Origin of the sequence: Microbacterium sp. MYb72 (genome assembly GCF_002979415.1) — a bacterium.
In the GTDB taxonomy this organism is placed as follows: Bacteria; Actinomycetota; Actinomycetes; order Actinomycetales; family Microbacteriaceae; genus Microbacterium; species Microbacterium natoriense.
Genome location: NZ_PCOT01000011.1, coordinates 23,368 through 47,750 on the forward strand (window position 1 = coordinate 23,368; position 24,383 = coordinate 47,750).

General features: G+C 69.1%; 25 protein-coding genes and 1 tRNA gene. 8 read left to right on the forward strand and 18 right to left on the reverse strand.

Going from position 1 to position 24,383, the window contains the following annotated elements; all coding sequences use genetic code 11:
• The 4 genes from pstS to pstB form a co-directional block, all read left to right on the forward strand.
• Nucleotides 1-1,028: phosphate ABC transporter substrate-binding protein PstS (gene pstS, locus CQ047_RS08050; RefSeq protein ID WP_258132539.1), on the forward strand; the 1,028-nt coding region annotated here is incomplete at its 5' end.
• Nucleotides 1,029-1,119: 91 nt separating this feature from the next.
• Nucleotides 1,120-2,070, forward strand: coding sequence for a phosphate ABC transporter permease subunit PstC (gene pstC / locus CQ047_RS08055; protein ID WP_105674043.1), 951 nt, complete (start codon nt 1,120-1,122; stop codon nt 2,068-2,070).
• 1 nt (nt 2,071) lies between these two features.
• Nucleotides 2,072-3,169, forward strand: coding sequence for a phosphate ABC transporter permease PstA (gene pstA / locus CQ047_RS08060; protein WP_105674045.1), 1,098 nt, complete (start codon nt 2,072-2,074; stop codon nt 3,167-3,169).
• Nucleotides 3,170-3,192: 23 nt separating this feature from the next.
• Complete coding sequence (gene pstB / locus CQ047_RS08065) at nt 3,193-3,972, forward strand: phosphate ABC transporter ATP-binding protein PstB (protein WP_105674047.1); 780 nt, start codon at nt 3,193-3,195, stop codon at nt 3,970-3,972.
• A 196-nt stretch (nt 3,973-4,168) separates the two neighbouring features.
• On the opposite strand, the gene CQ047_RS08070 is transcribed toward pstB, so the two are convergent.
• The 5 genes from CQ047_RS08070 to CQ047_RS08090 form a co-directional block, all read right to left on the reverse strand.
• Nucleotides 4,169-5,053: an aminodeoxychorismate lyase gene (locus CQ047_RS08070; RefSeq protein WP_105674049.1), complete on the reverse strand. Its 885-nt coding sequence runs from the start codon at nt 5,051-5,053 to the stop codon at nt 4,169-4,171.
• Between the two features lie 181 nt (nt 5,054-5,234).
• Nucleotides 5,235-5,864 (reverse strand): DNA-directed RNA polymerase subunit beta, encoded by a 630-nt coding sequence (locus CQ047_RS08075; RefSeq protein ID WP_105674051.1) that lies wholly within the window; start codon nt 5,862-5,864, stop codon nt 5,235-5,237.
• 29 nt (nt 5,865-5,893) lie between these two features.
• On the reverse strand, nt 5,894-6,745 hold the full coding sequence (locus CQ047_RS08080; protein WP_105674053.1) for an anti-sigma factor: 852 nt from the start codon (nt 6,743-6,745) through the stop codon (nt 5,894-5,896).
• Nucleotides 6,742-7,341, reverse strand: a complete 600-nt coding sequence (sigK, locus tag CQ047_RS08085; protein WP_181155875.1) for an ECF RNA polymerase sigma factor SigK — start codon at nt 7,339-7,341, stop codon at nt 6,742-6,744. The genes CQ047_RS08080 and sigK overlap by 4 nt, the downstream gene beginning before the upstream one ends.
• Nucleotides 7,342-7,371: 30 nt before the next feature.
• On the reverse strand, nt 7,372-9,084 hold the full coding sequence (locus tag CQ047_RS08090) for a cytochrome c biogenesis protein DipZ (RefSeq protein ID WP_105674055.1): 1,713 nt from the start codon (nt 9,082-9,084) through the stop codon (nt 7,372-7,374).
• Between the two features lie 144 nt (nt 9,085-9,228).
• Between CQ047_RS08090 and CQ047_RS08095 the strand changes: the two genes are divergently transcribed.
• Together CQ047_RS08095 and CQ047_RS18675 are read left to right on the forward strand one after the other, a co-directional pair.
• A complete protein-coding gene (locus tag CQ047_RS08095) occupies nt 9,229-9,888 on the forward strand; it encodes a fasciclin domain-containing protein (protein WP_105674057.1) in 660 nt (219 codons plus the stop codon).
• Between the two features lie 464 nt (nt 9,889-10,352).
• Nucleotides 10,353-10,847, forward strand: a complete 495-nt coding sequence (locus CQ047_RS18675; protein ID WP_146114296.1) for a hypothetical protein — start codon at nt 10,353-10,355, stop codon at nt 10,845-10,847.
• On the opposite strand, the gene CQ047_RS08105 is transcribed toward CQ047_RS18675, so the two are convergent.
• Nucleotides 10,844-11,365 carry a CGNR zinc finger domain-containing protein gene (locus CQ047_RS08105; RefSeq protein ID WP_105674061.1) on the reverse strand — a complete coding sequence of 174 codons (522 nt, stop codon included), beginning with the start codon at nt 11,363-11,365 and terminating at the stop codon, nt 10,844-10,846. The two genes, CQ047_RS18675 and CQ047_RS08105, sit on opposite strands and share 4 nt — an antisense overlap.
• A 25-nt stretch (nt 11,366-11,390) precedes the next feature.
• On the opposite strand from CQ047_RS08105, the gene CQ047_RS08110 reads away from it, so the two are divergent.
• Complete coding sequence (locus CQ047_RS08110) at nt 11,391-11,591, forward strand: hypothetical protein (RefSeq protein ID WP_105674063.1); 201 nt, start codon at nt 11,391-11,393, stop codon at nt 11,589-11,591.
• Here the strand turns inward: CQ047_RS08110 and CQ047_RS08115 are convergent.
• The 12 genes from CQ047_RS08115 to CQ047_RS08170 all read right to left on the reverse strand — a co-directional run bounded on the left by CQ047_RS08115 (nt 11,581) and on the right by CQ047_RS08170 (nt 22,002).
• Nucleotides 11,581-12,123, reverse strand: a complete 543-nt coding sequence (locus CQ047_RS08115; RefSeq protein WP_258132540.1) for a DUF1697 domain-containing protein — start codon at nt 12,121-12,123, stop codon at nt 11,581-11,583. The two genes, CQ047_RS08110 and CQ047_RS08115, sit on opposite strands and share 11 nt — an antisense overlap.
• A complete protein-coding gene (locus tag CQ047_RS08120; protein WP_105674065.1) occupies nt 12,120-12,701 on the reverse strand; it encodes an isochorismatase family protein in 582 nt (193 codons plus the stop codon). Before CQ047_RS08120 ends, CQ047_RS08115 begins: the two co-directional genes overlap by 4 nt.
• Nucleotides 12,702-12,762: 61 nt before the next feature.
• Nucleotides 12,763-12,838, reverse strand: a tRNA-Thr gene (locus CQ047_RS08125).
• Between the two features lie 51 nt (nt 12,839-12,889).
• Nucleotides 12,890-14,407: an alpha/beta hydrolase gene (locus tag CQ047_RS08130; protein WP_105674067.1), complete on the reverse strand. Its 1,518-nt coding sequence runs from the start codon at nt 14,405-14,407 to the stop codon at nt 12,890-12,892.
• A gap of 35 nt (nt 14,408-14,442) precedes the next feature.
• On the reverse strand, nt 14,443-15,600 hold the full coding sequence (locus CQ047_RS08135) for a DNA polymerase III subunit delta' (RefSeq protein WP_105674069.1): 1,158 nt from the start codon (nt 15,598-15,600) through the stop codon (nt 14,443-14,445).
• 49 nt (nt 15,601-15,649) lie between these two features.
• Nucleotides 15,650-16,279 (reverse strand): dTMP kinase, encoded by a 630-nt coding sequence (gene tmk, locus CQ047_RS08140; RefSeq protein ID WP_105674071.1) that lies wholly within the window; start codon nt 16,277-16,279, stop codon nt 15,650-15,652.
• Nucleotides 16,276-19,110: a type I DNA topoisomerase gene (gene topA / locus CQ047_RS08145; RefSeq protein WP_105674073.1), complete on the reverse strand. Its 2,835-nt coding sequence runs from the start codon at nt 19,108-19,110 to the stop codon at nt 16,276-16,278. The genes tmk and topA overlap by 4 nt, the downstream gene beginning before the upstream one ends.
• Nucleotides 19,111-19,188: 78 nt before the next feature.
• Entirely contained in the window at nt 19,189-19,518 is a 330-nt protein-coding gene (locus CQ047_RS08150) for a helicase (RefSeq protein WP_105674075.1), read from the reverse strand.
• Nucleotides 19,518-19,868, reverse strand: a complete 351-nt coding sequence (locus CQ047_RS08155; protein ID WP_105674077.1) for a TadE family type IV pilus minor pilin — start codon at nt 19,866-19,868, stop codon at nt 19,518-19,520. The genes CQ047_RS08150 and CQ047_RS08155 overlap by 1 nt, the downstream gene beginning before the upstream one ends.
• Nucleotides 19,868-20,065, reverse strand: coding sequence for a DUF4244 domain-containing protein (locus CQ047_RS08160; RefSeq protein ID WP_105674079.1), 198 nt, complete (start codon nt 20,063-20,065; stop codon nt 19,868-19,870). Before CQ047_RS08160 ends, CQ047_RS08155 begins: the two co-directional genes overlap by 1 nt.
• 33 nt (nt 20,066-20,098) lie before the next feature.
• Complete coding sequence (locus CQ047_RS08165) at nt 20,099-20,995, reverse strand: type II secretion system F family protein (protein ID WP_105674081.1); 897 nt, start codon at nt 20,993-20,995, stop codon at nt 20,099-20,101.
• Nucleotides 20,989-22,002 carry a TadA family conjugal transfer-associated ATPase gene (locus CQ047_RS08170; RefSeq protein ID WP_105674083.1) on the reverse strand — a complete coding sequence of 338 codons (1,014 nt, stop codon included), beginning with the start codon at nt 22,000-22,002 and terminating at the stop codon, nt 20,989-20,991. The genes CQ047_RS08165 and CQ047_RS08170 overlap by 7 nt, the downstream gene beginning before the upstream one ends.
• Nucleotides 22,003-22,393: 391 nt before the next feature.
• Here CQ047_RS08170 and acs point away from each other — a divergent pair, with 391 nt between their 5' ends.
• Complete coding sequence (acs, locus tag CQ047_RS08175) at nt 22,394-24,361, forward strand: acetate--CoA ligase (protein ID WP_105674085.1); 1,968 nt, start codon at nt 22,394-22,396, stop codon at nt 24,359-24,361.
• The last annotated feature ends 22 nt before the right edge of the window (nt 24,362-24,383 follow it).

The window sequence follows — 24,383 nt, forward strand, 5'->3', positions numbered from 1 at the left end:
GCGGCACCGGCGGCTCCACCGACGCTCCCACGTCCGACGCCCCCGCTCTCTCGGGCTCGCTGGTCGGCTCGGGCTCCTCGGCCCAGCAGGTCGCCATCCAGTCGTGGACCGCTGAGTTCCAGAAGACCAACCCCGACGCCGTGGTCGAGTACGACCCGGCCGGCTCCGGCGCAGGCCGCGAGTCCTTCCAGCAGGGCGCAGTGAACTTCGCCGGCTCCGACCGGGCGTTCAAGACCGACGAGGTCAAGGCCGGCGGCTTCGGCGCCTGCGTCGACGGCTCCGACCTCATCGAGGTCCCCGCGTACGTCTCCCCCATCGCCATCGTCTTCACGCTCGACGGCATCGACTCGCTCGACCTCGACCCCGAGACCATCGCCGGCATCTTCGCCGGAAAGATCACCAAGTGGAACGACCCGGCGATCGCCGCGACCAACAAGGGCGTCGACCTCCCCGACCTGGCGATCTCGCCGGTGCACCGCTCCGACAAGTCGGGCACCACGGGCAACTTCACCGACTACCTCGCCCAGACCGCTCCCGACGCCTGGACCTTCGGCAGCGTCGAGGAGTGGCCGACCGAGCTCGGCGGCGAGTCCGCGGAGAAGACCTCGGGCGTCGCCAACGCCGTCAAGGGCGGCCAGGGCCTCATCGGCTACATCGACTCCTCGCAGGCCGCCGACTTCGCGTCGGTCAGCGTCAAGGTCGGCGACGAGTTCGTCGCGCACTCCGCCGAGGGCGCCGCGATCACCCTCGACGCCTCCAAGGTCGAGGACGGCCGCACCGAGGGCGACCTCGCGTTCGCGATCGACCGCACCACGACCGAGAAGGGCGCCTACCCGGTGCTCCTCGTCAGTTACCTGATCGCCTGCGCCGAGTACGAGGACGAGAACGTCGCCGCCCTGACCAAGGCGTTCTTCACGACCGCCATCAGCGCCGAGGGCCAGGACGCCGCCGCGAAGAACGCCGGCAGCGCCCCGATCTCCGACGACCTGCGCACCAAGGCGCAGGCCGCGATCGACCTCATCAAGTGACCCAGTAGACGGTGTCCGGGGTGCCACGGCATCCCGGACACCGTCTGTCCGCACCCGATACCCGAACATCACCGAGCAGGAAGCAGCTCCCATGACAGCCACGACAGCGGAGGCTCCAGCCCGCATCGTCGCGAAGAAGCGCGCCGGCGACATCTGGTTCTCCGGCACGGCGGTCGCCGCCGGCTCCATGATCATGATCACGCTCGCCGCGGTCGCGATCTTCCTCATCGTGCAGTCCATTCCCGCCTTCACCGCCGACCACGAGACCGCATCACTGCTGACGACCGGCTTCTGGGACTACGTCGGCCCGCTGCTGTTCGGAACCCTCTGGGCCGCGTTCCTCGCGCTGCTCATCGCCGTGCCGCTGTCGCTCGGCGTGGCGCTCTTCATCACCCACTACGCACCGCGCCGCCTCGCGCAGACCATCGGCTATGTCGTCGACCTGCTGGCCGCGGTGCCCTCCGTCGTCTTCGGCCTGTGGGGCATCTTCGTACTCGCCCCCGCGGTGCAGCCGGTCTATGTCTGGCTCAACACCAACCTCGGCTGGATCCCCTTCTTCGGCGGGGTCGTCTCGCCGACGGGCCGCACCATCCTCACCGCCGCGATCGTGCTCGCGGTCATGGTGGTGCCGATCATCACGGCCATCTGCCGCGAGATCTTCCTGCAGACCCCCCGCCTCCATGAGGAGGCGGCGCTCGCCCTCGGCGCCACGCGCTGGGAGATGATCCGCATGGCCGTGCTGCCCTTCGGCCGCTCCGGCATCGTGTCAGGATCGATGCTCGGCCTGGGACGCGCCCTCGGCGAGACGATGGCCGTGGCCATGGTCCTCTCCGTGAGCAAGGCCGTCACGATCGAGATGCTCACCTCGACGAACCCCTCGACGATCGCCGCGAACATCGCGCTCACCTTCGCCGAGGCCTACAAGACGAACATCAACGTCCTCATCGCGACCGGTCTGATCCTGTTCATCGTGACCTTCGCGGTGAACGCGGTCGCGCGCTGGTTCGTGAACCGCCGCAAGGAATTCTCGGGAGCGAACTGACATGACCGTGATCGCCCCCCAGACGCCTCGCGCGATCCAGACCTCGCGCGCATCGCTCTCCTCCGGCCACCTGCCCCGCTGGACCCCCTGGGCCCTCCTCGGCATCGCGCTCGTCGTCGCCGCCGCACCGTTCGGCGTGATGGCCGCGGCATCCGGATCCGCCTTCAACATCGCCGGAAGCCTCGTCGTCGGCGCCATCCTCTACCTGATCATCGTCTACGTGACCTCGCGCATCGTCGAGGGGCCGCGCAAGGCGCTGGACCGCTTCGTCACGGGCGTTGTCACCTCCGCGTTCCTCATCGCGATGGTGCCGCTGGTCTCGGTCGGCTGGACCGTGATCTCCAACGGCATCGCGCGCATCGATCCGCTGTTCTTCAACTCCTCGATGCGCGGAGTGCTCGGCGAGGGCGGCGGAGCGCTGCACGCCATCATGGGCACGCTGCTCGTCACGCTCGCCGCCACGATCATCTCCGTGCCGATCGGCCTCATGACGGCCGTCTACCTGGTCGAGTACGGTCGGGGCACGCGGATGTCGAAGATCATCACCTTCCTCGTCGACGTGATGACCGGCATCCCGTCGATCGTCGCCGGTCTGTTCGCCTACGCCGTGTTCGCGCTGATCTTCGGCCCCGGTGTGCGCATGGGCATCATGGGCTCCGTGGCGCTGTCGGTGCTGATGATCCCGGTCGTCGTGCGCTCCACCGAGGAGATGCTGCGTCTGGTGCCGAACGACCTGCGCGAGGCGTCGTACGCGCTGGGCGTGCCGAAGTGGCTCACGATCGTGAAGGTCGTGCTTCCCACCTCGATCGCCGGCATCACGACGGGCGTCATGCTCGCCATCTCGCGCGTCATCGGCGAGACCGCTCCGCTGCTGCTCACCGCCGGCTTCACCGACGCGATGAACTACAACCTCTTCGGCGGACGGATGCAGACGCTGCCGGTGTTCATCTACTCGCAGTACGCGTACCAGGGCATCCCCGCCGAGGCCTACGTGGACCGCGCCTGGGCCGCCGCCCTCACACTGATCGTCATCGTCATGGTGCTGAACCTGGTCGCGCGCATCGTCGCGAAGGTGTTCGCCCCGAAGACCGGCCGCTGAGCCACAACCCGAAGGAACCTCACGTGTCCAAGAGCATCGAAGTCAACGACCTCAACGTCTACTACGGCGACTTCCTCGCCGTCGAGGGCGTCTCTCTCGACATCGAGCCGCGCAGCGTCACCGCGTTCATCGGCCCGTCGGGCTGCGGCAAGTCGACCTTCCTCCGCACGCTGAACCGCATGCACGAGGTCATCCCCGGCGCTCGCGTCGAGGGCCAGGTGCTCCTCGACGGAGACGACCTGTACGGCGCGACCGTCGACCCGGTGACCGTCCGCCGCCAGGTGGGCATGGTCTTCCAGCGCCCGAACCCGTTCCCCACCATGTCGATCCGCGAGAACGTGCTGGCCGGCGTCAAGCTCAACAACAAGCGCATCTCGAAGTCCGACGCCGACGCGCTGGTGGAGAAGTCCCTGCAGGGCGCGAACCTGTGGAACGAGGTCAAGGACCGTCTCGACAAGCCGGGCTCCGGCCTCTCGGGCGGCCAGCAGCAGCGTCTGTGCATCGCGCGGGCCATCGCGGTCTCCCCCGACGTGCTGCTGATGGACGAGCCCTGCTCGGCCCTCGACCCGATCTCGACTTACGCGATCGAGGAGCTGATCGGCGAGCTCAAGACCGAGTACACGATCGTCATCGTGACGCACAACATGCAGCAGGCATCCCGCGTCTCCGACAAGACGGCCTTCTTCAACATCGCCGGCACCGGCAAGCCCGGCAAGCTCATCGAGTACGACAACACCACGAGCATCTTCACGACTCCGTCCGTCCAGGCCACCGAGGACTACGTCTCCGGCCGCTTCGGATAAGCCCCGGCCGCTCTGGCTCGGTCCTCCGTCTCGGGGGGGCACAGCTTCGGAGTCCGGATGAGAAACGCCGTGCGATCGTGAGATCTGCACGGCGTTTCTTCGTTCCGCTCCGAAGCTGTGCTCGGACACGGGTTCCGAATCTATGCCCGGAATCGGCACGACGACTCTCCGGGATCAGCCCCCGACCTCCCCGGGGTCAGTCGCGGGGAGACAGGAGGTATGCGTTCAGCTCGGCCGTGAGGGCGGAGTCGACGGGCAGCTCCACCCCGTCGACAGCGGTGATCGGAGCGGCGAGACGGACGCTCGAGACGAGCCAGGCGGCATCCGCCGTGGCGAGGTCGGATGCCGGGATCTCGGCGTACCCGACCTCGAAACCGCGGGCCGTGAGGTGGTCGTAGACGCTGAGCTGCGTCGTCCCGTGCAGGATGCCGCCGTTCGGCGCCGGCGTGACGAAGCGGTCCCCGAAGCGGAGGATGAGCGAGGCGGTCGGCGCCTCCAGGATGAATCCGTCGCTGGAGAGGAAGACCGCGTCATCCGCACCTCGACGGTGCGCCTCGCGCAGCGCCGCCATGTTGACCGCGTACGAGAGGGTCTTGGCGCCCAGCAGCAGCCACGGCGCACGCTCGGCGACGTGCAGGTCGTACCCGCGGTCGAGCGTCACGACGCGGATGCCGTGCACGCGCGCGGCCGAGAAGTCCGCCGCGGGCGCCGCCGTCACCCAGGCCGTCGGCGTGGGCCCGTGCTCGACGCCACGACTGAGGATGAGCTTGATCACGGCCTCCCCCTCGCCGCACTCCGCCGCGGCGACCGCGACCGCCTGCCGCCACTGCTCCTGATGAGGCGCCGGGAGGTCGCACAGCCGCGCGGAGTGCGCGAGTCGCTCCAGATGCGGCACGACCTCCTGCGCGTGCCCGTCGACCACGCCGATCGATTCGAACACGCCGTCTCCGCGCTGGGTGCTGAGCTCGCCCACGCTGAGCGCGGGGGCCGCGGCATCCACCAACGTGAAGGTGTCTGCGAAGTCGGCGCGCTCCTCGGATGCGGCGACGGGATCGATCATGAGTGCGAAGCGCCGGGTCATGATCCGAGCCTAGAGGTCGGGAATAGCGGAGGCGAGATCGCGTTACACTTGATCGGCCGGGCCGCATAACCCCGGGCTCCAATTTTTGCCGCTGCGAGCGGCCTTCCGCCGAGAGGCGTTCTTGCGGCCCGGTCTTCTCATACCCGGGCCCATCGGGCCTCCTCCGCCCTGACGCCTCCGGTCAGGCCAGCGCGTCCATCCGCCACAGCACCGCGGCCGCGGACAGGTCCTGCCCGTAGGCGCTCAATCTCAGCGCCCTCGTGGTGAGCTCGCTCGCCCTCGCCGGTTCCGTCACCTCGTAGTCGTCGGCCAGGTGCGTCGCGCCCGACGCCTGCACGCGGCAGAACGCAGCCGCCCTGTCGAGCGCGACCGCGAAGTCGCCCCGGAAGGCGCCGCGCAGGATGGTGTCGATCAAGGCGACGAGCTCGTCGGGGTTCGCCTGGACCGGCGCTCCGGCGATGACCGCGTCGGCCGACGCGAGCTCGACGCGTCCGCGCTCGTAGAGCAGCGCCGCCGTCTGCGGGTCGCCGTGGATCGCCAGCTGCAGCACGTAGAGCCGCCACAGCGCACCCGGGAGCGTGCGGGAGGGGGCTTTCGACCACAGCTCCGCGATCTCGTCGATGCCGTGCTCGGCAGTGAACGCGACGAGACGCTCGGCGCTGACGCCGCTCTCGTCGGCACGCACCCTGGTGAGCAGGGCGGATGCCGTCGCGTGCGCGACCCGCGTCTCCTCGGCGGGGTCGTGGGAACCGACGATGTTGTCGAAGGCGCTGGTGGGGCGGCGCACAGGGCGATGGTGCTGCTCGGGCATCCCTCCAGGGTACGCGCGTCGAGCAGCGTTCAGGCGGTGGGGATGACGATGACCGGGTCTGAGGTCGGGACGCCGGTGGGTGATCCTCCGGACTGCTCGACCGTCACGGCGATCGCGTCGCCCGCCTTCATCTCACCGCGCAGCTCCGCGGTGGCCTTCCCGTCGTCCACGGAGAACGTGCCCGCCGACACCGCCGTGTCCCCGCGCACGAACCACAGCTCGTACGTCTGCCCGTCGGCCGGAGCGGCGATGCCCTCCGTGACGAGCACGGCCCTGCCCAGGGATGCCGACCAGTGCGCCGTGGCGCTGCCGCCTGCTGCCACGGGCACCTCCGCCTGCTGCGCATCGCCTGATGCCTCGATCTGCTCCAGGGCGACGACGGCCGCCGGACGGTTCAGATAGGAGCTCAGGGCCGTCGCGCCCATGCCGATGCCGACCAGCAGCACGAGGCATGCGGCGAGCGCGAAGAGGATCCGCAGTCCGCGACGACGTTCACGGGGAGCCGGCTGGGGGTCCCCCGCGGGCGTGTCCTGCGGGAGAGCCGCAGAAGAGTGCGGGCGGCTCGCGGCATCGCGGCCGCCGTCATCGGTCCTGTCACGGGTCTCGGCGGCCGGGGTCGGAGCAGGAGGAGCCGACGCCGTCTCCCGGTCGCCCTGCGGCGCGTCCGCGATGGCGGAGAGGAGAGCCGAGCGGATGTCCCTCGGAGGCGTCACCGGAGGGACGGGCAGCGCGAGCGCGGCAGCGGCCTCGGCATCCGCTCGGGCGATCCGCCGCCATTCAGGGTGCACGGCCAGGGCGGTGCGGAACCGTCGCTCGTCATCGGGAGACAGCGCGTGCAGCGCCGCCGCCGCGGAGAGCTCTGCGAACTCCTGCTCGTTCATGCCGTCACCCCCATCGCGCTGCGGAGACGCATGAGCCCGTCTCGCATCCGTGTCTTGATCGTCCCCAGCGGTGCTCCCACGAGCACCGCGATCTCGTTCTGACTGTATCCGCCGTAGTAGGCGAGGACGAGAGCCTCCCGCTGCGCCTCGGGTAGCCCCGAGAGCGCATCGACGACCTTCTCTCCCTCGATGCCCAGTTCGACCTGCTCGGCGACGCTGTCGTGCGCCACCCCGATGTCCCTGAGTCCCGCCCGCACATCGCGATCGGCACTGGACTGGGATGCGCGCACCCTGTCCACCGCTCGACGATGGGCGATCGTCATCACCCAGGTCCGTCCCTGCCCTTTGTTCGGAGCGAAGCGGTCGGCGGATTGCCAGATCTCCAGGAACACCTCCTGGAGCACCTCCTCGCTCTGCGAGCGGTTGACGAGCACGCGGAGGATGAGACCGAACACGCGGGGCGACAGCGTGTCGTAGAGCGCGGCGAACGCCGCCTGGTCGCCGTCGGCGATGCGCCCGAGGAGATCGGCGACGGCATCCCGCGCCGTTCCGTCCTCGGGTACGTCCACCCCGTCGATGACCATCTCCACCAGCATGCCGCATCTCCTCTCGATCCCGTGCAGACCTCACCCGAAGGTGAAGGAATAGACCTGCACTCCGGTGGGCACCTCGAGGGTGAACGACCCCTGGACGACGGCATCCGCCTTCTCCAGGGCGTAGGAGCGCGGAGTGCCGTCGACGCGGATGCGCTGCTCATTGCCCTTGTCGTCGCGCACGACGACCTCGCCAGAGCCGGCGACGACCATGCGCACCTCGGCGGCGTGATAGTTCAGGCGGATGCTGCCGGAACCGCCGGACGGCGTCGCGTACTGCGTCTCCACCGTCCAGCCTCCGCCGAGAGCGAAGCTGTCGTCCGGCTGCTTGTCGGGGAGCGCGAAGTCGCGGGTGCCGGAGCGGTACTCCGTGACGCCGCCGTAGTTCACGTCCTTCGAGGAGCCGAGGAACGTCTCCCGCGTCGTCGAGCCGACGTCGGGCGTCTCATCGACGACATCCGTCGCCGCGGGCAGCTGGACAGCGGGATCGGCGTCCTTCAGCAGCTCCCGGATGAGCTTCTCGGTCGCGGCGTAGTTGCCCTCGCCGAAGGAGATGTGGCGGACGATCCCCTGCGCATCGATGAGGTAGTGCGCCGGCCAGTACCGGTTGCGGTAGTTCGTCCACGTCGCGAGGTTGTTGTCCAGGGCGACCGGGTAGTCGATGCCGAAGTCGGCGACTCCCGCAGCGACGTTGCCCGGATCCTTCTCGAACGCGTACTCCGGGGAGTGGATGCCGATGACCTCGAGCCCCAGGTCGCGGTACGCGGCATCCCAGGCGACGACATGCGGGAGCGAGCGCTGGCAGTTGATGCAGGAGTACGCCCAGAAGTCGATCAGCACGACCTTGCCGCGGAGGCTCTTCAGATCCACGGCCTCACCCCCAGGGGTGTTGAGCCACTGCTGGATCCCCTTGATCGAGGGCGCCGTGCCGCAGGATTCGAGTTCGGCGGCGCCGTTCGTGCACTTGTCGAGATCCTTGTTCTCGTCGTTCACGAGGCCGCCGAGATCGAGAGCATCCGACACCTGATCGGAATCGGCCAGCCCCTGCTGCAGAGATGACGTGTAGTCGGGCAGAAGGCGCTGCAGCGCCTGCGGGACGTTGAAGACCAGCCCCACGGCGAGCGCGATCATCGCGATCCCCGCGGCGATGCGCAGGCCGCGCTCGCGGGTGCGGAAGGCGCGGATGCGCTCGATGACGCCCCTTCCGGCCAGGGCGAACACCAGGAGCGGCACCGCGACGCCGATCGCGAAGGACACGGTGAGCAGGATCGTCCCGATTCCGATGCGGCCCGTGGAGCCGGCCACGATGATGGCGGCGAGCACGGGGCCCGCGCACGGCACGAACACGGCGCCGAGGGCGAGGCCGACGCCGAACCCGCTGCCCCGGTTCTTGACCTCCCGCTGGCCGAAGCGCTGGAAGGGGCGCTCGAGGATCCGCTCGAACCTCGGCACGAGGAGGCCGACGCCGATGATGACCAGCACGGCGATGCCGACCCAGCGGATGATGTCCTGCGGGAGATTCAGCAGCCCGAGCAGGAGCGATCCGCCGAGGGTGACGAGCGTGAAGCTCAGCACCAGGCCCGCGATCACCAGGTACGGCCGGCTGCGCTTCGCCGGCACGACCTCACCGTCGAACTTCGCCGACTGCGCTCCCCCCGTGAGGAAGATGACCGGGAGCACGGGCAGGATGCACGGTGAGATTCCGGTGATGAGCCCGCCGAGCAGGCCGATGATGATCAGGTCCATGAGGTCCTCGCTTCTGTCGCCCTCTGTTCGCTCTCGACCCCCGTTTCGGATTGGACGGAACTTTCTCCCATCCGATCGGCGAGGGGCTCCGAACAGATGTCGACGCCACGGACGGACCGTGGCCCAGTTCTGAAGGAGCTCGAGATGTTCAGCACCAAGAAGAAGGTCACCGCAGCAGTCACCCTCACGCTGGCGAGCGCATTCCTGCTCTCCGCCTGCACCATGGGCAGCACCCCGGCCGAGGAGACGACGAAGCCGTCGGCGCCGGAGTCGTCTGAGTCGTCGGCACCCGAGACAATGGACCCGGCGGCGAATCTCGTCGGCCCCGGATGCGCGGCATACGCCGACGCGGTTCCGTCAGGAGCCGGATCCATCCAGGGGATGTCTCAGGACCCCGTGGCGGTCGCCGCATCCAACAACCCGATGCTGAAGACGCTCGTCGCCGCGGTGAGCGGTCAGCTCAACCCGGACGTGAACCTCGTCGACACCCTCAACGGCAGCGAGTTCACCGTCTTCGCCCCGGTGGATGACGCGTTCGCGAAGATCGACGCGGCGACGATCGACGGGCTCAAGACCGACAGCGCGACGCTGTCGTCGATCCTCACCTACCACGTGGTCCCCGGTCAGATCGAGCCGTCCGACATCGACGGCACGCACAAGACCGTCCAGGGCGCCGACCTCACCGTGACCGGCAGCGGAGACGACCTCATGGTCAACGACGCGAAGGTCATCTGCGGCGGCGTGCAGACCGCGAACGCCACGGTGTACCTGATCGACTCCGTGCTGATGCCCCCGGCCCAGTAAGGCGCGGGACGCCGAGCGGGGGTTCTCGGCGCCTCTCGTCCCTCGGGGGAGGACGACGAGAGGAAAGAAGGGCCGCCGGTGCGGGGAGTCGCCGGCGGCCCTTTTCGCGCACACTAGACTGAGAGGACACGGGCCTCTAGCTCAGTTGGCAGAGCATCGGACTTCAACAGAATAGGAGCGCCCCGGGGGAAACTCCGGGGATGACACCACTCAAAGTCGGGGAACCCTTCCTGGGAGACCAGATGGCAATCCCGAGCCAAGCCGGACGCGAGTCCGGAAGGTGTAGAGACTGGACGGGTGGCACCTACAGCGCGAGCCAAGGTGAAGGGACAGTCCAGACCACGAACGCCCTGCTGGGCGGCGGCGAAAGCCGAAGTGGCAAGTTAATCCGCGGGTCGAGGGTTCGAGCCCCTCGGGGCCCACCGTGAATGCAGAACGTCGGACGTGCGCGCTAGCGTCCTCTCATGAAGCGTTGTGGGACGTGCGGTGCGAGCAAACCGCTCGCCGATTTCAATCGCAAGAGATCCAGCGCCGACGGTCACCAAGAGGTCTGCCGGCTGTGCAACAGAGAGTCTTCTCGACGCTATTACCAGCAGAATCGCGACCACCACATCAAGGTCATCCGCGCACGCACGAAAGCGCGACAGGCAGAGAGCATCTCGTTCGTCGCCGAGTATCTCTCAGCGAATCCGTGCGTCGACTGCGGTGAATCGGACCTCCGCGTCCTCGATTTCGACCATCGCCCCGGGTCGGCGAAACGCGGAGAGGTGATGCGACTCGTTCGCAACGGTCACAGCCTCGCAGTGGTCGCCACCGAGATGGGGAAGTGCGATGTGCGATGCCGGAACTGCCACGCGATCGTCACCTACGATCGGCTCGGTCCGAACTGGCGATCGGCGGCCATGACACACGATCACGCCCCACGATCCGAACCTGAGCCCGAAGCGACGGGCGACTAGTCTCCTCCGCGTGCGCGATGGCGGCGCACGGCGGCGCGGTTCGCGCATCGCACCGAGCAGAATCGCTGGCGACCGTTGCGGGTCACGTCGACGACGACGTTCGTGCAGGGCTCGGCCTCGCAGCGGAGCAGACGCGTCATGCCCCGGGTCGACAGGTGCAGGGCCGTGCCCACGGAGATCACCGCCCTCAGGACGAACGCGAGCCGCTGGCCGTCGTCTCGGTAGTGCAGGTGCCAGCCCTCGTCGTGATGATCAGTGAGCCGCGGATAGGCGGCCGCCGTCGCCATCTGCGCGTTCAGCAGCTCGGCTCGTGGCCGGCCGGGCTCGGCGTCCACGACGCGCAGCCACTCGTCGATCACCCCGCGGGTCAGCTCGTGGTCGTCGGGTTCGTCGGGGAAGTCCATCGTCATCCCGAACTCCCGCGTGCGCGCCTCGATTCCGGCGCGGTCGGCCGGCCAGTCGTTGGCGAGGGATGCCGCCAACAGGACCGCGTACTCACCGTAAGGGTTGAGATGCATAAGGCCATTACATCACGCTGGATGCATGACCTCCCTGCACACACTTCCGATCCCCCGCCAGACCGCCCCCGTTCACGAGCACGCCTGGCTCGTCGACTCGCGGCATCCGACCAGCGAGGGCCTCGTGCTCTACGTCCGCTGCGACGGGTGCGGCGTCCGTCGAGTCGACGTGCAGGCGCATCCGCAGACGCCGCCGGTCGCGCTGAGCCGCGCTCTCAGGCCGTGAGCTCGGCGAGCGTGCGCACGGTACGGAGGTTCCGCGCCGTGCCGGCCACCCCGAGCGCGCGATCGAGGACGGCCTTGGTGAGCTTGGTGTTCTGCACGCCGCCCTCGTCGTAGTCGATCCAGAGGTCCCGGCCGATCAGCGCGATCCGCTCCCCCGCGACGAGCCGCTCCGTCAGAGCGTCGACGGCACCCTCGGCCGGCTCCGACTCCAGGAACATCGCGTGCAGCATCTTGTCCTGCGCCGCATCCGGAAACGGGTTCTCCGCGAGCGCGACCTCGAGCTCGGCGTGACTCCGGGCGATCACCGGAGTGTCGACCCCGAACGCCTCCGCGATCAGCGCCCGCACCTCCGCACACGCCGCACCGAGGTCGGCGGGCGCGTCGCACAGGATGTTGCCGCTCGCGATGTACGTGGAGACGGTCGTCAGAGCCGTTCGCGCGCCCAGCAGCTCACGCAGCTCGGCCATGGGCACCCTGTTGCGTCCGCTGACGTTCACCGCGCGCAGGAGCAGTGCGCAGCGCTCCGCGGTCACGCCTCCGCGCTCTCGATGAGCACGGCGCCGGCGTGCGCGAGCTCGGCGAGAGCCGCGGCGCTGGGCTCCGGAGCGACCCCTGCGACGAGGTCGGCGAGGATCCGCACCTGGACGCCGTGTGCGATCGCGTCCAGGGCCGACGCGCGCACGCAGTGGTCCGTGGCGATGCCCACCACGTCCGCGCTCAGCACGCCGAACTCCGTCAGCACCGCGGACACCGTCTCTCCGGCATCCGTCGTCCCCTCGAACATCGAGTACGCGGGCCGCCCCTGCCCCTTCCGGACGTGATGCGTGACGGCATCCGTCGCCAGGAGCGGGTCGTAGGCCGCACCGTCGGTGTCGGCGACACAGTGCACCGGCCACGTGTCGACGAAGTCGGGCTGTTCGGAGAAGTGCCCGCCGTTGTCGCCGTCGGCGTCGTGCCAGTCGCGCGACGCGACGATGACACGGTAGTCGGCGGCGTGCTCGGTCAGGAACGTGGAGATCGCGGATGCCACGGCATCCCCGCCCTCCACGGCCAGCGCACCGCCCTCGGTGAAGTCGTTCTGCACATCGACGATGAGAAGCGCTCTGCTCATGATTCCGAGGGTACGCGCTCGGGAAACCAAAAGGCCCCGTGATCTTCATCACGGGGCCTGCTGGAGCCGCTTGTCAGAATCGAACTGACGACCTTTTCATTACGAGTGAAATGCTCTGCCGACTGAGCTAAAGCGGCGCGGTCTCCGATATTACCTGTTTCGGAGCGCGCTCGCGAATCGAGCCGGCATCACTCGCAGCGCAGGCCGTTCTCGGGCACCGTGTCGTCCAGGAAGAAGGCCTCGACGGCCTTGTCCACGCACGTGTTGCCCTTGTTGTAGCCGGTGTGGCCCTCCCCGACCCGGGTGATCAGCACGCCCTCGTCGAGCTGCTTGGCGAGCGACTCCGACCACTCGTACGGCGTCGCCGGGTCGTTGGTGGTGCCGACGACGAGGATCGGCCCCGCACCCTTGGCGTGGATCTCCCCGCGCGTGCCGGTCGGCGGGTACGGCCAGACCGAACAGGAGTCCGGGCCGTCCCAGTACTTGGCGATGGTCGGCGCGCCCTCGGCGATCTTCGCCGTCGACGCGGCCTCGGCCGCGGGGTCATCCTCCACCGGATAGTCCATGCAGTTGTACGCGCGGAACGCCTCGCTGGAGTTGTCGGCGTATGTGCCGTTCTCACGGCCGTTGTAGAAGTCCGCGAGCTGGAACGCGATCGACGGGTCGCCCTGCAGCGCTCCGCTCAGCGCATCGGTGAGGTAGCTCCAGCTGTCCTCCGAGTACAGCGCAGCGATGATCCCTGTCATCAGTGCATCCGCACCCATCCGCCGACCGTCGCCGTTCTTCAGCGGAGAGGCGTCGACGCTCGCGAGCAGCGCTCCGAGATCGGTCATGGCCTCATCGACCGAGCCGTTGAAGGGGCATTTCCCCGAGTCGAGGCAGCTCTTCATGTACGCACGCAGCGCGGACTCGAAGCCGATGGCCTGCGTCGCGCTCACCTCGAGTCCGGAGACGGCGGGGTCGATCGCCCCGTCGAGGACGAGTCGGCCGGCGCGCTCCGGGTACAGCTCTGCGTAGGTCGCGCCGAGGAACGTCCCGTAGGAGTAGCCGAGGTAGTTCAGCTTCTTGTCGCCGAGGACGCCGCGGATCAGGTCCATGTCGCGCGCCGCATTGATGGTCGTGATGAACGGCAGGATGCCGTTGCTGTTCGCCTCGCACGCCTCGGCGAACTTCTTGTGGGCGGCGAGGAGCTCGGTCTCCCACTCGGCGGTTCCGCGGGGAGCCGCGGGGATGGAGTACAGGTAGTCGTCCATGCCCGCCGCGTCGAAGCAGGTCACTGCGGTCGACCGGCCGACGCCGCGCGGATCGAAGCCGATCACGTCGTAGTTCGCGATCAGGTCGGCGCCGACGGCGTAGTCGAGGCTGTTCTGGATGAGGTCGACACCGCTCGCGCCGGGACCGCCGGGGTTCGTGAGCAGCGAGCCCTTCGCCGTGCCGGACGCCTGGTGGCGGATCACCGACAGGGTGATCTCCCCGTCGCCGGGGTTCTCCCAGTCGAGCGGCGCCGTGACGTCGGTGCAGTCGAAGCCCGTGCCGCATTCGGTCCAGGTGAGGGTCTGCCCGTAGAAGCGCAGCAGGTTCTCGGCCACGCCCTCGGTGTCGGGAGCGTTGGTCGCCGACGGCTTCGACGACGACTGCTCGGGGATCATCGAGTACAGGCAGCCGGACAGCATGACAGATGCCGCGGCGAGCCCAGCGACCACCATCGCGGCGCGTCGGAAACGGGAAGTCGGTCTGTTGTTCACGGTGTCCTCCCGCTCGTGACGGTCACGAGCAAGCTCTCCAGGGCGAGCAGCGGTGCGACGTTGCGCTCCAGCGACTGGCGTGTCTCGGCAAGGTGGTCAAGTACGACCAGAGTACGTGTCTCCGGCCAGGCATCCGCGAGCGCGCTCAGCTCGGCGCGCAGTTCGCGGTTGATGAGGTCGTCGCCGCGACCGAACTGCAGCATCACGACATCGCGGAACATCGACTGCAGATCGGTGAGCACGCGGTCGATGCCGTCGCGCAGGCTGCGCGTCGCCCTCTTCTTCTGATCGTCTTCGAGCGCGGACAGCTGCGAGCGCAGCGCCGGCGGCACGGCCTGCCCCTCGGCGATGCCCACGGTACGCAGCAATGAGGCGCGCTCCGCGGCGTCGCGCTCGGCCGTGAGGGTCTTCGCGTCTTCCGTGGCCGCCTGGATGATGCGCCCGGCGACCTCCACGGCGTCGCCGACCCCTCGGACGCTGAGCACCGAGCGCAGCGTCTCGTCGCGACGACGTCGAGCGGCGTCGTCTGTGGCGAGGCGCTGAGCCATGCCGATGTGACGCTGCGCGTGACGGGCGGACTGCTCGGCGACGGCCGCGTCGGCGCCCGTGCGCAGACTGATCAGCCGCGCGACGTCGGCGACGTCGGGCTCGCGCAGCCGCAGCGAGCGGACCCGGGATCGGATCGTCGGCAGCAGATCGGCCTCGCTCGGAGCGCACAGGATCCACACGGTCTGCTCCGGCGGCTCTTCGAGGGCCTTCAGCAGCACGTTCGAGGTGCGCTCGACCATGCGATCGGCATCCTCGACGACGATGACGCGGTACCGCCCGGCCGAGGGCGCGAAGTAGGAGCGCTCGACGAGTGCGCGCGCCTCGGCGATGGTGATGATGACCTTGTCGGTGCGCAGGGCGGTCACGTCGGGATGGGTGCCCGCCAGCACCTGCCGCATGGACGACTCGTCTTCGGGGGTGTCGGCCACGAGCGCCGCGGCGAACGCGTGGGCGAGGGTGGACCTCCCCGACCCCGGGGGGCCCGTGATCAGCCACGCGTGCGACAGCGCAGCCGGGTCGGATGCGGCGCCGCGGAGCGTCTCGACGGCGGCATCCTGCCCCCACACATCGCCCCACGGGAACTCGGCGGCGACGGTCTGGGGCATGTACTCAGCGTAACCTGCGGCGCCGACACCGACTCCCTGGAGGCAGGGCTCAGCCGAGGAGCGACTCCACGCGGACGCGGATCGCCGCGGCGATCTCATCAGCGGATGCCGCGGCGTCGAGCACCAGGAACCGCTCGGGCTCGGCGTCGGCCAGGCGGAGGTACGCGTCGCGCACTCGGGAGTGGAACTCGGTCTTCTCCGCCTCGAGCCGGTCGAACGGCTTGTCGTCCGAGTCGAGCCGCTCTCGCGCGGCCTCCGGATCGAGGTCGAGCAGCACGGTCAGATCGGGAAGCGCCCCCTCGGTGGCCCACAGGGACAGCTCGCGGATCTCGTCGCCGTCCAGCACGCGCCCTGCACCTTGATACGCGACGGACGAGTCGAGGTAGCGGTCCTGCAGGACGACCTCTCCGCGGTCGAGCGCCGGGCGCACGACCGTCGCGACATGATGTGCCCGATCCGCGGCGTACAGCAGCGCTTCGGCCCGAGGGGCGATGTCTCCGCGGTGGTGCAGCACGATGTTGCGGATCAGCTCGCCCACCTCGGAGCCGCCGGGCTCCCTGGTGCGCAGCACCGCATGCCCGGCATCCGTCAGCCAGCCCGCGAGCAGGTTCGCCTGAGTGGTCTTGCCCGAGCCGTCTCCGCCTTCGAGAGTGATCCAGACCCCGCGACCTGCGGTCACGAGCCCGCCTTCTTCGCGGCGTTGGCGGCGCGCGTCGCCGCGGCCTTCTTCGCCGCAGCCGAGCGAGCGGCCGCCTTCTCGGCATCCGTCGGCGCCTTCTTGGCCGCCGCCTTCTTCGCTGGCGCCTTCTTGGCGGGGGCCTTCTTCGCCGGGGCCTTCTTCGCCGCAGCGCCGCGCCTCGGGGCCGGACCCTTCGCACGCTTGTCGGCGAGCATCTGGACGGCGATCTCGAACGTGATGTCCTCGGTCTTCTGCCCCCGCGGGATCGTGACGTTCGTCTCCCCGTCGGTGACGTAGGCCCCGAAGCGTCCGTCGCGGATGCGGATCGGCTTGCCGCTGACGGGGTCGGCGTCGAACTCTGCGAGCGCGCTCGATGCACGACGCGCGCCGGCGCCGTACTTCGGCTGCGCGTAGATCGCGAGCGCCTGGTCCAGTGTGACGTCGAAGATCTGCGATTCGCTCTCGAGGGACCGCGAATCGGCGCCCTTCTTGAGGTAGGGACCGTACCGGCCGTTCTGCGCCGTGATCTCGTCGCCGGACTCGGGGTCGACGCCGACGACGCGCGGCAGGCTCAGCAGCTGGAGTGCGGTGTCGAGGTCGATCGTGTCCACGGACATCGAGCGGAACAGCGAACCGGTGCGAGGCTTGGGAGCCGTGTCCTTCTTGGCGCTCTTGCCGCGGGTGGGCTTCGGCGCCTCGACGACCTCGCCGGTCGACGCGTCGACACCGGCATCGTCGGACACCGGGTCGTTCTCCTGGACGTAGGGGCCGAATCGTCCGTCCTTGACGACGATGATCTTGCCGTTCTCCGGGTTCTCGCCGAGCACGCGGTCGCCGGCGACGGGGGCCTCGATGAGCTCCTGTGCCTTGGCCGCGGTGAGCTCGTCCGGCGCGAGATCCTCCGGGACGTTCACGATGCGCGGCTTCTCGTCGGGAGCCTCCGGGTTCGCGACCTCGAGGTAGGGGCCGTACTTCCCGAAGCGCAGCGTCGCCGTGTCCGTGATGCGCGTGGAGTTGAGCGCGCGCGCATCGATCTCGCCGAGGTTGTCGACGACCTGACGCAGCCCCACCTGCGACTCCGTACCGAAGTAGAAGGACTTCAGCCACTCGACGCGCTTCTGCTCGCCCCTGGCGATCGCGTCGAGGTCGTCTTCCAGGGCAGCGGTGAAGTCGTAGTCGATGAGGTCGGCGAAGTGCTCCTCGAGCAGACGCACGACGCTGAACGCGAGCCAGGTCGGAACGAGAGCCTGTCCGCGCTTGGTCGCGTAGCCGCGATCGATCACGGTGCCGATGATGCTGGCGAACGTGGACGGACGGCCGATGCCGTGCTCCTCCAGCGCCTTGACCAGCGACGCCTCGGTGTAGCGCGGCTTCGGGGTGGTGCGGTGGCCCTTGGCCTCGGCGTCCGTCATCCGCAGCTCATCGCCGACGGCGACCGCCGGCAGGGACTGGTCGTCGGCCGCGTCGCTGTCGCTGCGCTTCTCGTCGCGCCCCTCCTCGTACGCTTCCAGGAAGCCCTTGAAGGTGTAGACAGTACCGGATGCCGTGAACTCGGCCTTCTGCCCTGCGGCGTCGACGGCGATCGTGACGGTCGTGGTCTCGTACTTCGCGTCGGACATCTGGCTGGCGACGGTGCGCTTCCAGATGAGGTCGTAGAGGCGCTGCTCTTCACGGTCGAGCTGTGAGGAGACCGAGGCCGGAGTGCGGAAGGTCTCGCCCGAGGGGCGGATCGCTTCGTGCGCCTCCTGGGCGTTCTTGCTCTTGGATTTGTAGACGCGCGGCTTGAGCGGCACGGCCGCGTCGCCGTAGAGCGAGACCGCCTGGTTCCGCGCCGCCTGCACCGCCTGGGTGCTCAGCGCCGTGGAGTCGGTACGCATATAGGTGATGAAGCCCTTCTCGTAGAGGCGCTGGGCGACGCTCATCGCCTGCTTCGCGCTCATGGAGAGCTTGCGTCCGGCCTCCTGCTGCATCGTGGAGGTGGTGAACGGGGCGTAGGGGCTGCGCGTTCCGGGCTTCGCCTCGACCTTGGTCACCGTGCCGGCGCCGGCGGCGTCCACGGCGAGCGCGAGAGCCGCGGCCTTCTTCTCATCGAGGACGACGACGGCCTTCTTCAGCTTTCCGAGGTCGTCGAAGTCGGTGCCGCGGGCGAGCTGTCCGCCGTCGACGCGCACCAGCCGCACCTTGAAGGCGGATGCCGAGGACGCGAGAGCCTCGACGTCCCAGTAGTCCGCCGACACGAACGCCATGCGCTCGCGCTCACGGTCGACGATCATGCGGGTCGCGGCGGACTGCACGCGTCCGGCGGAGAGGCCGGTCTTGACCTTGTACCAGAGCACGGGCGAGACGTCCCACCCGTAGAGGCGGTCGAGGATGCGGCGGGTCTCCTGCGCGTCGACGAGGTCGATGTCGAGCTCACGGGTGTTGCCGACGGCCGCCTGGATCGCGTCCTTGGTGATCTCGTGGAACACCATGCGCTTGACGGGAACCTTCGGCTTCAGCGTCTCGAGCAGGTGCCAGGCGATCGCCTCGCCCTCGCGGTCTTCATCGGTGGCGAGCAGGAGCTCGTCCGCCGTCTTCAGAGCTCGCTTGAGTTCAGCGACCGTCTTGGTCTTGCGGTCGGACACCACGTAGTAGGGGTCGAAGTCGTTGTCGACGTCGATCGAGTACTTCCCGTACGCCTGCTTGTCGGCGGCCGGGATGTCCTTCTTGTCCGCGAGATCGCGGATGTGGCCGACGGAGCTGAGCACCTCGTAGCCGTCGCCGAGGTATCCCTGAATCGACCGCATCTTCGTCGGGGACTCGACGATGACGAGCTTCTTGCCTTCAGCCAAGGGTGCGTCCTTTCTTCGAAGCACACCATACACACCACCGCGATGGGTTCGTCGCAGTGGTTCGTGTACGTTCCGCCGTCAACTCCCCTCGGGTGGCCCTGCTCGGGCTCGGGAGACGGCAGCGAGTCCAGCGTACGCCGCCTCGACCTGGACGGTCGCCACGAGCCCCTCCAGGACGCACACGGTGAGCACAGCATCGGAGGCCGCCGCGACGCGTGCGGCGAGGGCGCAGGGCTCCTCCGACGCCGCGACGGCGCCGGAGGCTGCATCCGCCGCCGCGAGCGCCGCCGCGTCGGCTGCACCGGCCGCGCGCTGCGCCGTCACAGCCGCCCCGCCGACGGCGGCGAGCCCGAGAGACAGCCCGGCCGCGACGACGAGGACGCCGGCGGCCAGCACCGAACCGGCCATCAGCGGCCGCCGCTCAGGGCGCAGCTCGACGCGCGCATCGGCAGCGTGAGGACGCCGCCGATCGCGACGTCGACGCTCGCGGTGACGCAGACCAGTCCGCCGTCGTCGCGGCTGGCGACCCCCGCACCAGGAACAGCAGCGGTCACCGCCCCGGCCGCGGCTCCGGCCCCCTCTCCGCGGCCGAGGATTCGTGCGGCGTCGGCTGCGGCATCCTGCAGCGACACCTGGCGCGCGGCGGCGCTCAGGGCTCCCGCACCGAGCAGGATCGTGAGGACGACTGCGGGCAGAGCGAGGGCGAGTTCGGCGGCGACGGATCCGCGATCGCAGCCGGCGCCGAGGCGACGAGACATCACGACACCGTCAACGACCGGCGCACCATGTCGGTGAGGATGCCGCGCACCTCGTCGGAGCGCAGGACGAAGATGAGTGCGCCCGCGAACGCGACGGCGGCCATCGTCGTGATGACGTACTCCGCGGTCGCGGCTCCGGTGTCGTCGCCGAACAGCTGCGCGGCGCGGCGACGGGTGAGAGGAGGGATGGTGGTCATGGTGTTCCTTTCTTTCTGTGTGGTCCCTGTCGTTCACAGGGAGAGCGACGTCGTCGTGAGCACGCTCAGCAGCAGCGGCGCCACGCCGAGGAGCATGAAGGCGGGCAGAGAGCACACGCCCAGTGGGATCAGCAGTCTGGTGGACAGAGCCGCGGCGCGCAGCCGACCGGCGATCCGCGCCTGGTGACGATCCTGGGCGGCCGACGCCCGCAGCAGCTCGCCGGCCGGGACACCGGCGGCGCGCGACAGCGCGAGCACCGTGTCGATGCGGTCGCGACCGCCGTGGCGCGAGGCGGGACTCTCGGACACCAGCTTCAGTGCGCGTTCGACCGAGGCCCCGCCTGCCAGCGCCACCGCGACGAGCTCAGCCTCCATGCCCGGCGTCCCGGGTGCCGGCTTCGCCCGCTCGAGGAGCCGTTTCGTCCAGGTGCGCGCGGCGAGCATCAGCAGCAGACCCGCCGCGACGCACGCCGCGCCGATCGGAGTGCCGACGATCACGCCCACGGTGTCGAAGCCGAGTGCGAATCCGAGGAGAAGACCGGCCAGCGGCATGAGGAGCAGCAGCCTCGCGGTGCCGGCGGGCTCGGCCAACGCGATCCGCACGTCATCTGCGGCCGAAGCCGCGTCGCGCAGCGTCTCCGCGATCATCCGCAGCACCTCGGCCAGCGGCGCCCCTACGGTGGTCGCGATCTCCCAGGCGGCGGCGAGATCCAGCCACGCCCCTCCCTCCGCCTCGATCGCCGCGACGAGCGGAGTGCCCTCATCCGTCCTCGCCACCACGGCGGCCGCATGCGCGTCGCCCGTCTCCGCCAGGTGCCTCCAGGCGACGAGCGGAACCGCTCCGGCCTGGAGCAGCACCGCGAGAGTCTGCACGGAGGTCGCGGCATCCGCCCCTGTGTCGACGGGGCGCCTGCGCCGCAGCCTCACCACGGGATGACCTCTTCGATGTCGAGACGATCATTTTTCATGACGAATCTCCCCGTCTGCGCGATGCGCCTGGCACCGCCCGGCGCCCTTGCCAGATGCAGGACGACCGTGAACGCGCTGACCGCCTGCCTCGCCAGGGCGGTGGCGTCCATCCCGGCGAGGGCCCCCAGCGCCTCCAACCGCGCGGGCACGTCGCTCAGCCCGCTGGCGTGCAGGGTTCCCGCCCCGCCGTCGTGCCCGGTGTTCAGAGCGGTGAGCAGCTCGCGCACTTCTTCGCCGCGGCACTCGCCGACCACGAGCCGGTCGGGGCGCATCCGCAGCGACTCCCGCACGAGCCTGGCGAGGCTGATACCGCCAGCCCCCTCGAGATTGGCCTGTCGCGCCTCGAGGGCGACGTGGTGAGGATGCCGAGGGCGGAGCTCCGCGACGTCTTCGATCGTCACGATCCGCTCCGTCTCCGGTACGGCGGCGAGCAGCGCGGACAGCAACGTGGTCTTTCCGGTGCCGGTGCCCCCGGTGATGAGGATGTTGGCTCGTTCGTGGACGAGCCGCAGCAGCCACGCCTGCAGCCTGGCGTCGAAGGCGCCGAGCGCCGCGAGGGCGTCGAGATCGGCCGCACGCACACGAGGGATGCGGATCGACAGCGCCGTGCCCGACGTCGAGACGGGGGCGAGCACCGCATGGACGCGGATGCCGGAGTCGAGGCGCACGTCGACGCAGGGCGCCTGATCATCGAGGTGCCTGCCTCCGAGCCCCACGAGCCCGACGGCGAGATCGCGGACCTCGCGTTCGGATGCCGCCCATCCTGGTGCAGCCTCCGCTCCCCGTCCGCGATCGACGAAGAGGCCGGACGGGCCGTTGACGAAGATGTCGGTGACCTCCTCGTCGACGCAGTACTCGACGAGCGGACCGAACCGCGGATCGACGACCAGCGGACCGGCAGGCGTAGACGCTGCGGCCGCACCGGACTGCTCGACGCCGCGTGGACGGATGATGAAGGGATCGCTCATGCCCCGACGCTAGGGCTGTCGTCGTGCTCGCAGATCGCCCGAGAGGTCTCATCCCCGGGAGCTGTGCACAACTGCTCCGAACACGCATCGGTGCAGAGAAGACCACCTTGACGAGGGAGCGCTCCCAAACGAAGAAGGGCGGCACCTCGCGGGGGGAACGAGATGCCGCCCACGGCGGCACTCGATCGGGGGAATCTGGCACGCCAAGGCCGGAATGAGAATTCGGCTGTGGTCGAGTGTACGCAAGGCGACCGTCCTGACAAAACCAGGACGAGTACCGACTTTCGGCAGTATGCGGTGCAGATGCGCGAGACTAGATTCTCGTTGACCTGAACGTGCCGCCCACCGCCTTGCCGTGCACGACAGCTTTGCCGCAAAGGAGCGCCTGCCGATGAGCAGCCAGATCGACCATCTTCTCGATGAGACCCGCCAGTTCCCGCCGTCCGAGGAGTTCGTGGCGCAGTCCATCTCCTCCCCCGCTCTATACGAGAGCGCAGCGGCCGATCGCGAGGCGTTCTGGGCAGGACAGTCACGCGAGCTGCTGCACTGGCACACGCCGTTCACGCAGGTCCTGGACTGGTCGACGCCGCCGTTCGCGAAGTGGTTCGACGACGGCGAGCTCAACGTCGCCTACAACTGCCTCGACCGCCACGTGGAAGCGGGCAACGGAGACCGCGTCGCCCTGCACTGGGAGGGCGAGCCCGGCGACTCCCGGTCGATCACGTACGCGGAGCTGACCGACGAGGTCAAGCGCGTGGCGAACGTCCTCGAAGGACTCGGCATCGGCCACGGCGACCGCGTCGCCATCTACCTCCCGATGATCCCCGAGGCGATCGCGGCGATGCTCGCGGTCGCCCGACTCGGCGCGATCCACTCCGTCGTCTTCGGCGGCTTCAGCGCCGACAGCCTCCGCTCCCGCATCGACGACGCCGGAGCCAAGCTCGTCATCACCGCAGACGGCGGCTATCGCAAGGGCAAGGTCTCCGCTCTGAAGCCCGCCGTCGACCAGGCCCTCGCCGACCGCGGCGACGGTGAGCAGCAGACCGTCGAGCACGTGCTCGTCGTCAAGCGCGGCGGCAATGACGTCGACTGGAACGACGACCGCGACATCTGGTGGCACGACGTCGTGCCTGCGGCATCCGCAGAACACGAGGCCCAGGCCTTCCCCGCGGAGAACCCGCTGTTCATCCTCTACACGTCGGGGACCACTGGCAAGCCGAAGGGAATCCTGCACACCTCGGGCGGCTACCTGACCCAGGTCGCCTACTCGCACAAGTACGTGTTCGACCTGCACCCAGAGACCGACGTCTTCTGGTGCACCGCCGACATCGGCTGGATCACCGGGCACAGCTACGTGGCCTACGGTCCCCTCGCCAACGGCGCAACCCAGGTGCTGTACGAGGGCACGCCGGATGCTCCGCACCCGGGTCGCTGGTGGGAGATCATCGAGAAGCACAAGGTCTCGATCTTCTACACGGCGCCGACCGCCATCCGCTCCTTCATGAAGATCGGCCGCGCGATCCCCGCGAAGTTCGACCTGTCGTCGCTGCGTCTGCTCGGCTCGGTGGGCGAGCCCATCAACCCCGAGGCGTGGATGTGGTACCGCGAGGTGATCGGCGCCGGAACGACCCCCATCGTCGACACCTGGTGGCAGACCGAGACCGGCGCGATCATGGTGTCCGCCCTGCCAGGGGTGACCGCGACCAAGCCCGGTTCCGCCCAGGTTCCCCTGCCCGGTATCACGATCGACGTGGTCGACGAGTCGGGCGTCGAAGTCGGCAACGGCAACGGCGGCCTGCTGGTCATCACCGAACCGTGGCCCAGCATGCTGCGCGGCATCTGGGGCGACCCCGAGCGCTACCGCGAGACCTACTGGGAGAATTTCGAGGACGAGGGGTACTACTTCGCCGGCGACGGCGCGCGTCTCGACGACGACGGAGACCTGTGGCTGCTCGGCCGGGTGGACGACGTGATGAACGTATCGGGTCACCGCCTCTCCACCGCCGAGATCGAGTCGTCGCTGGTGGCGCACGAGGCCACGGCGGAGGCCGCCGTCGTCGGCGCGTCGGACGAGACGACCGGCCAGGCCGTCGTCGCCTTCGTCATCATCAAGGAGAGCTACCTCGCCGCGCACGATCCTGCGGGTCTCGCCCAGCAGCTGCGGCTGTGGGTCGGCGAGCAGATCGGCGCGATCGCCCGCCCGCGCGACGTCTACATCGTCGGCGAACTCCCCAAGACGCGCTCGGGGAAGATCATGCGCCGCCTGCTGCGTGACGTCGCGGAGGGTCGCGAGGTCGGCGACACCACGACGCTGGCCGACACCGCGGTCATGAGCATCATCTCCGCGCAGGTGAAGTAGACCGAACGGAAAGAGAACGCCC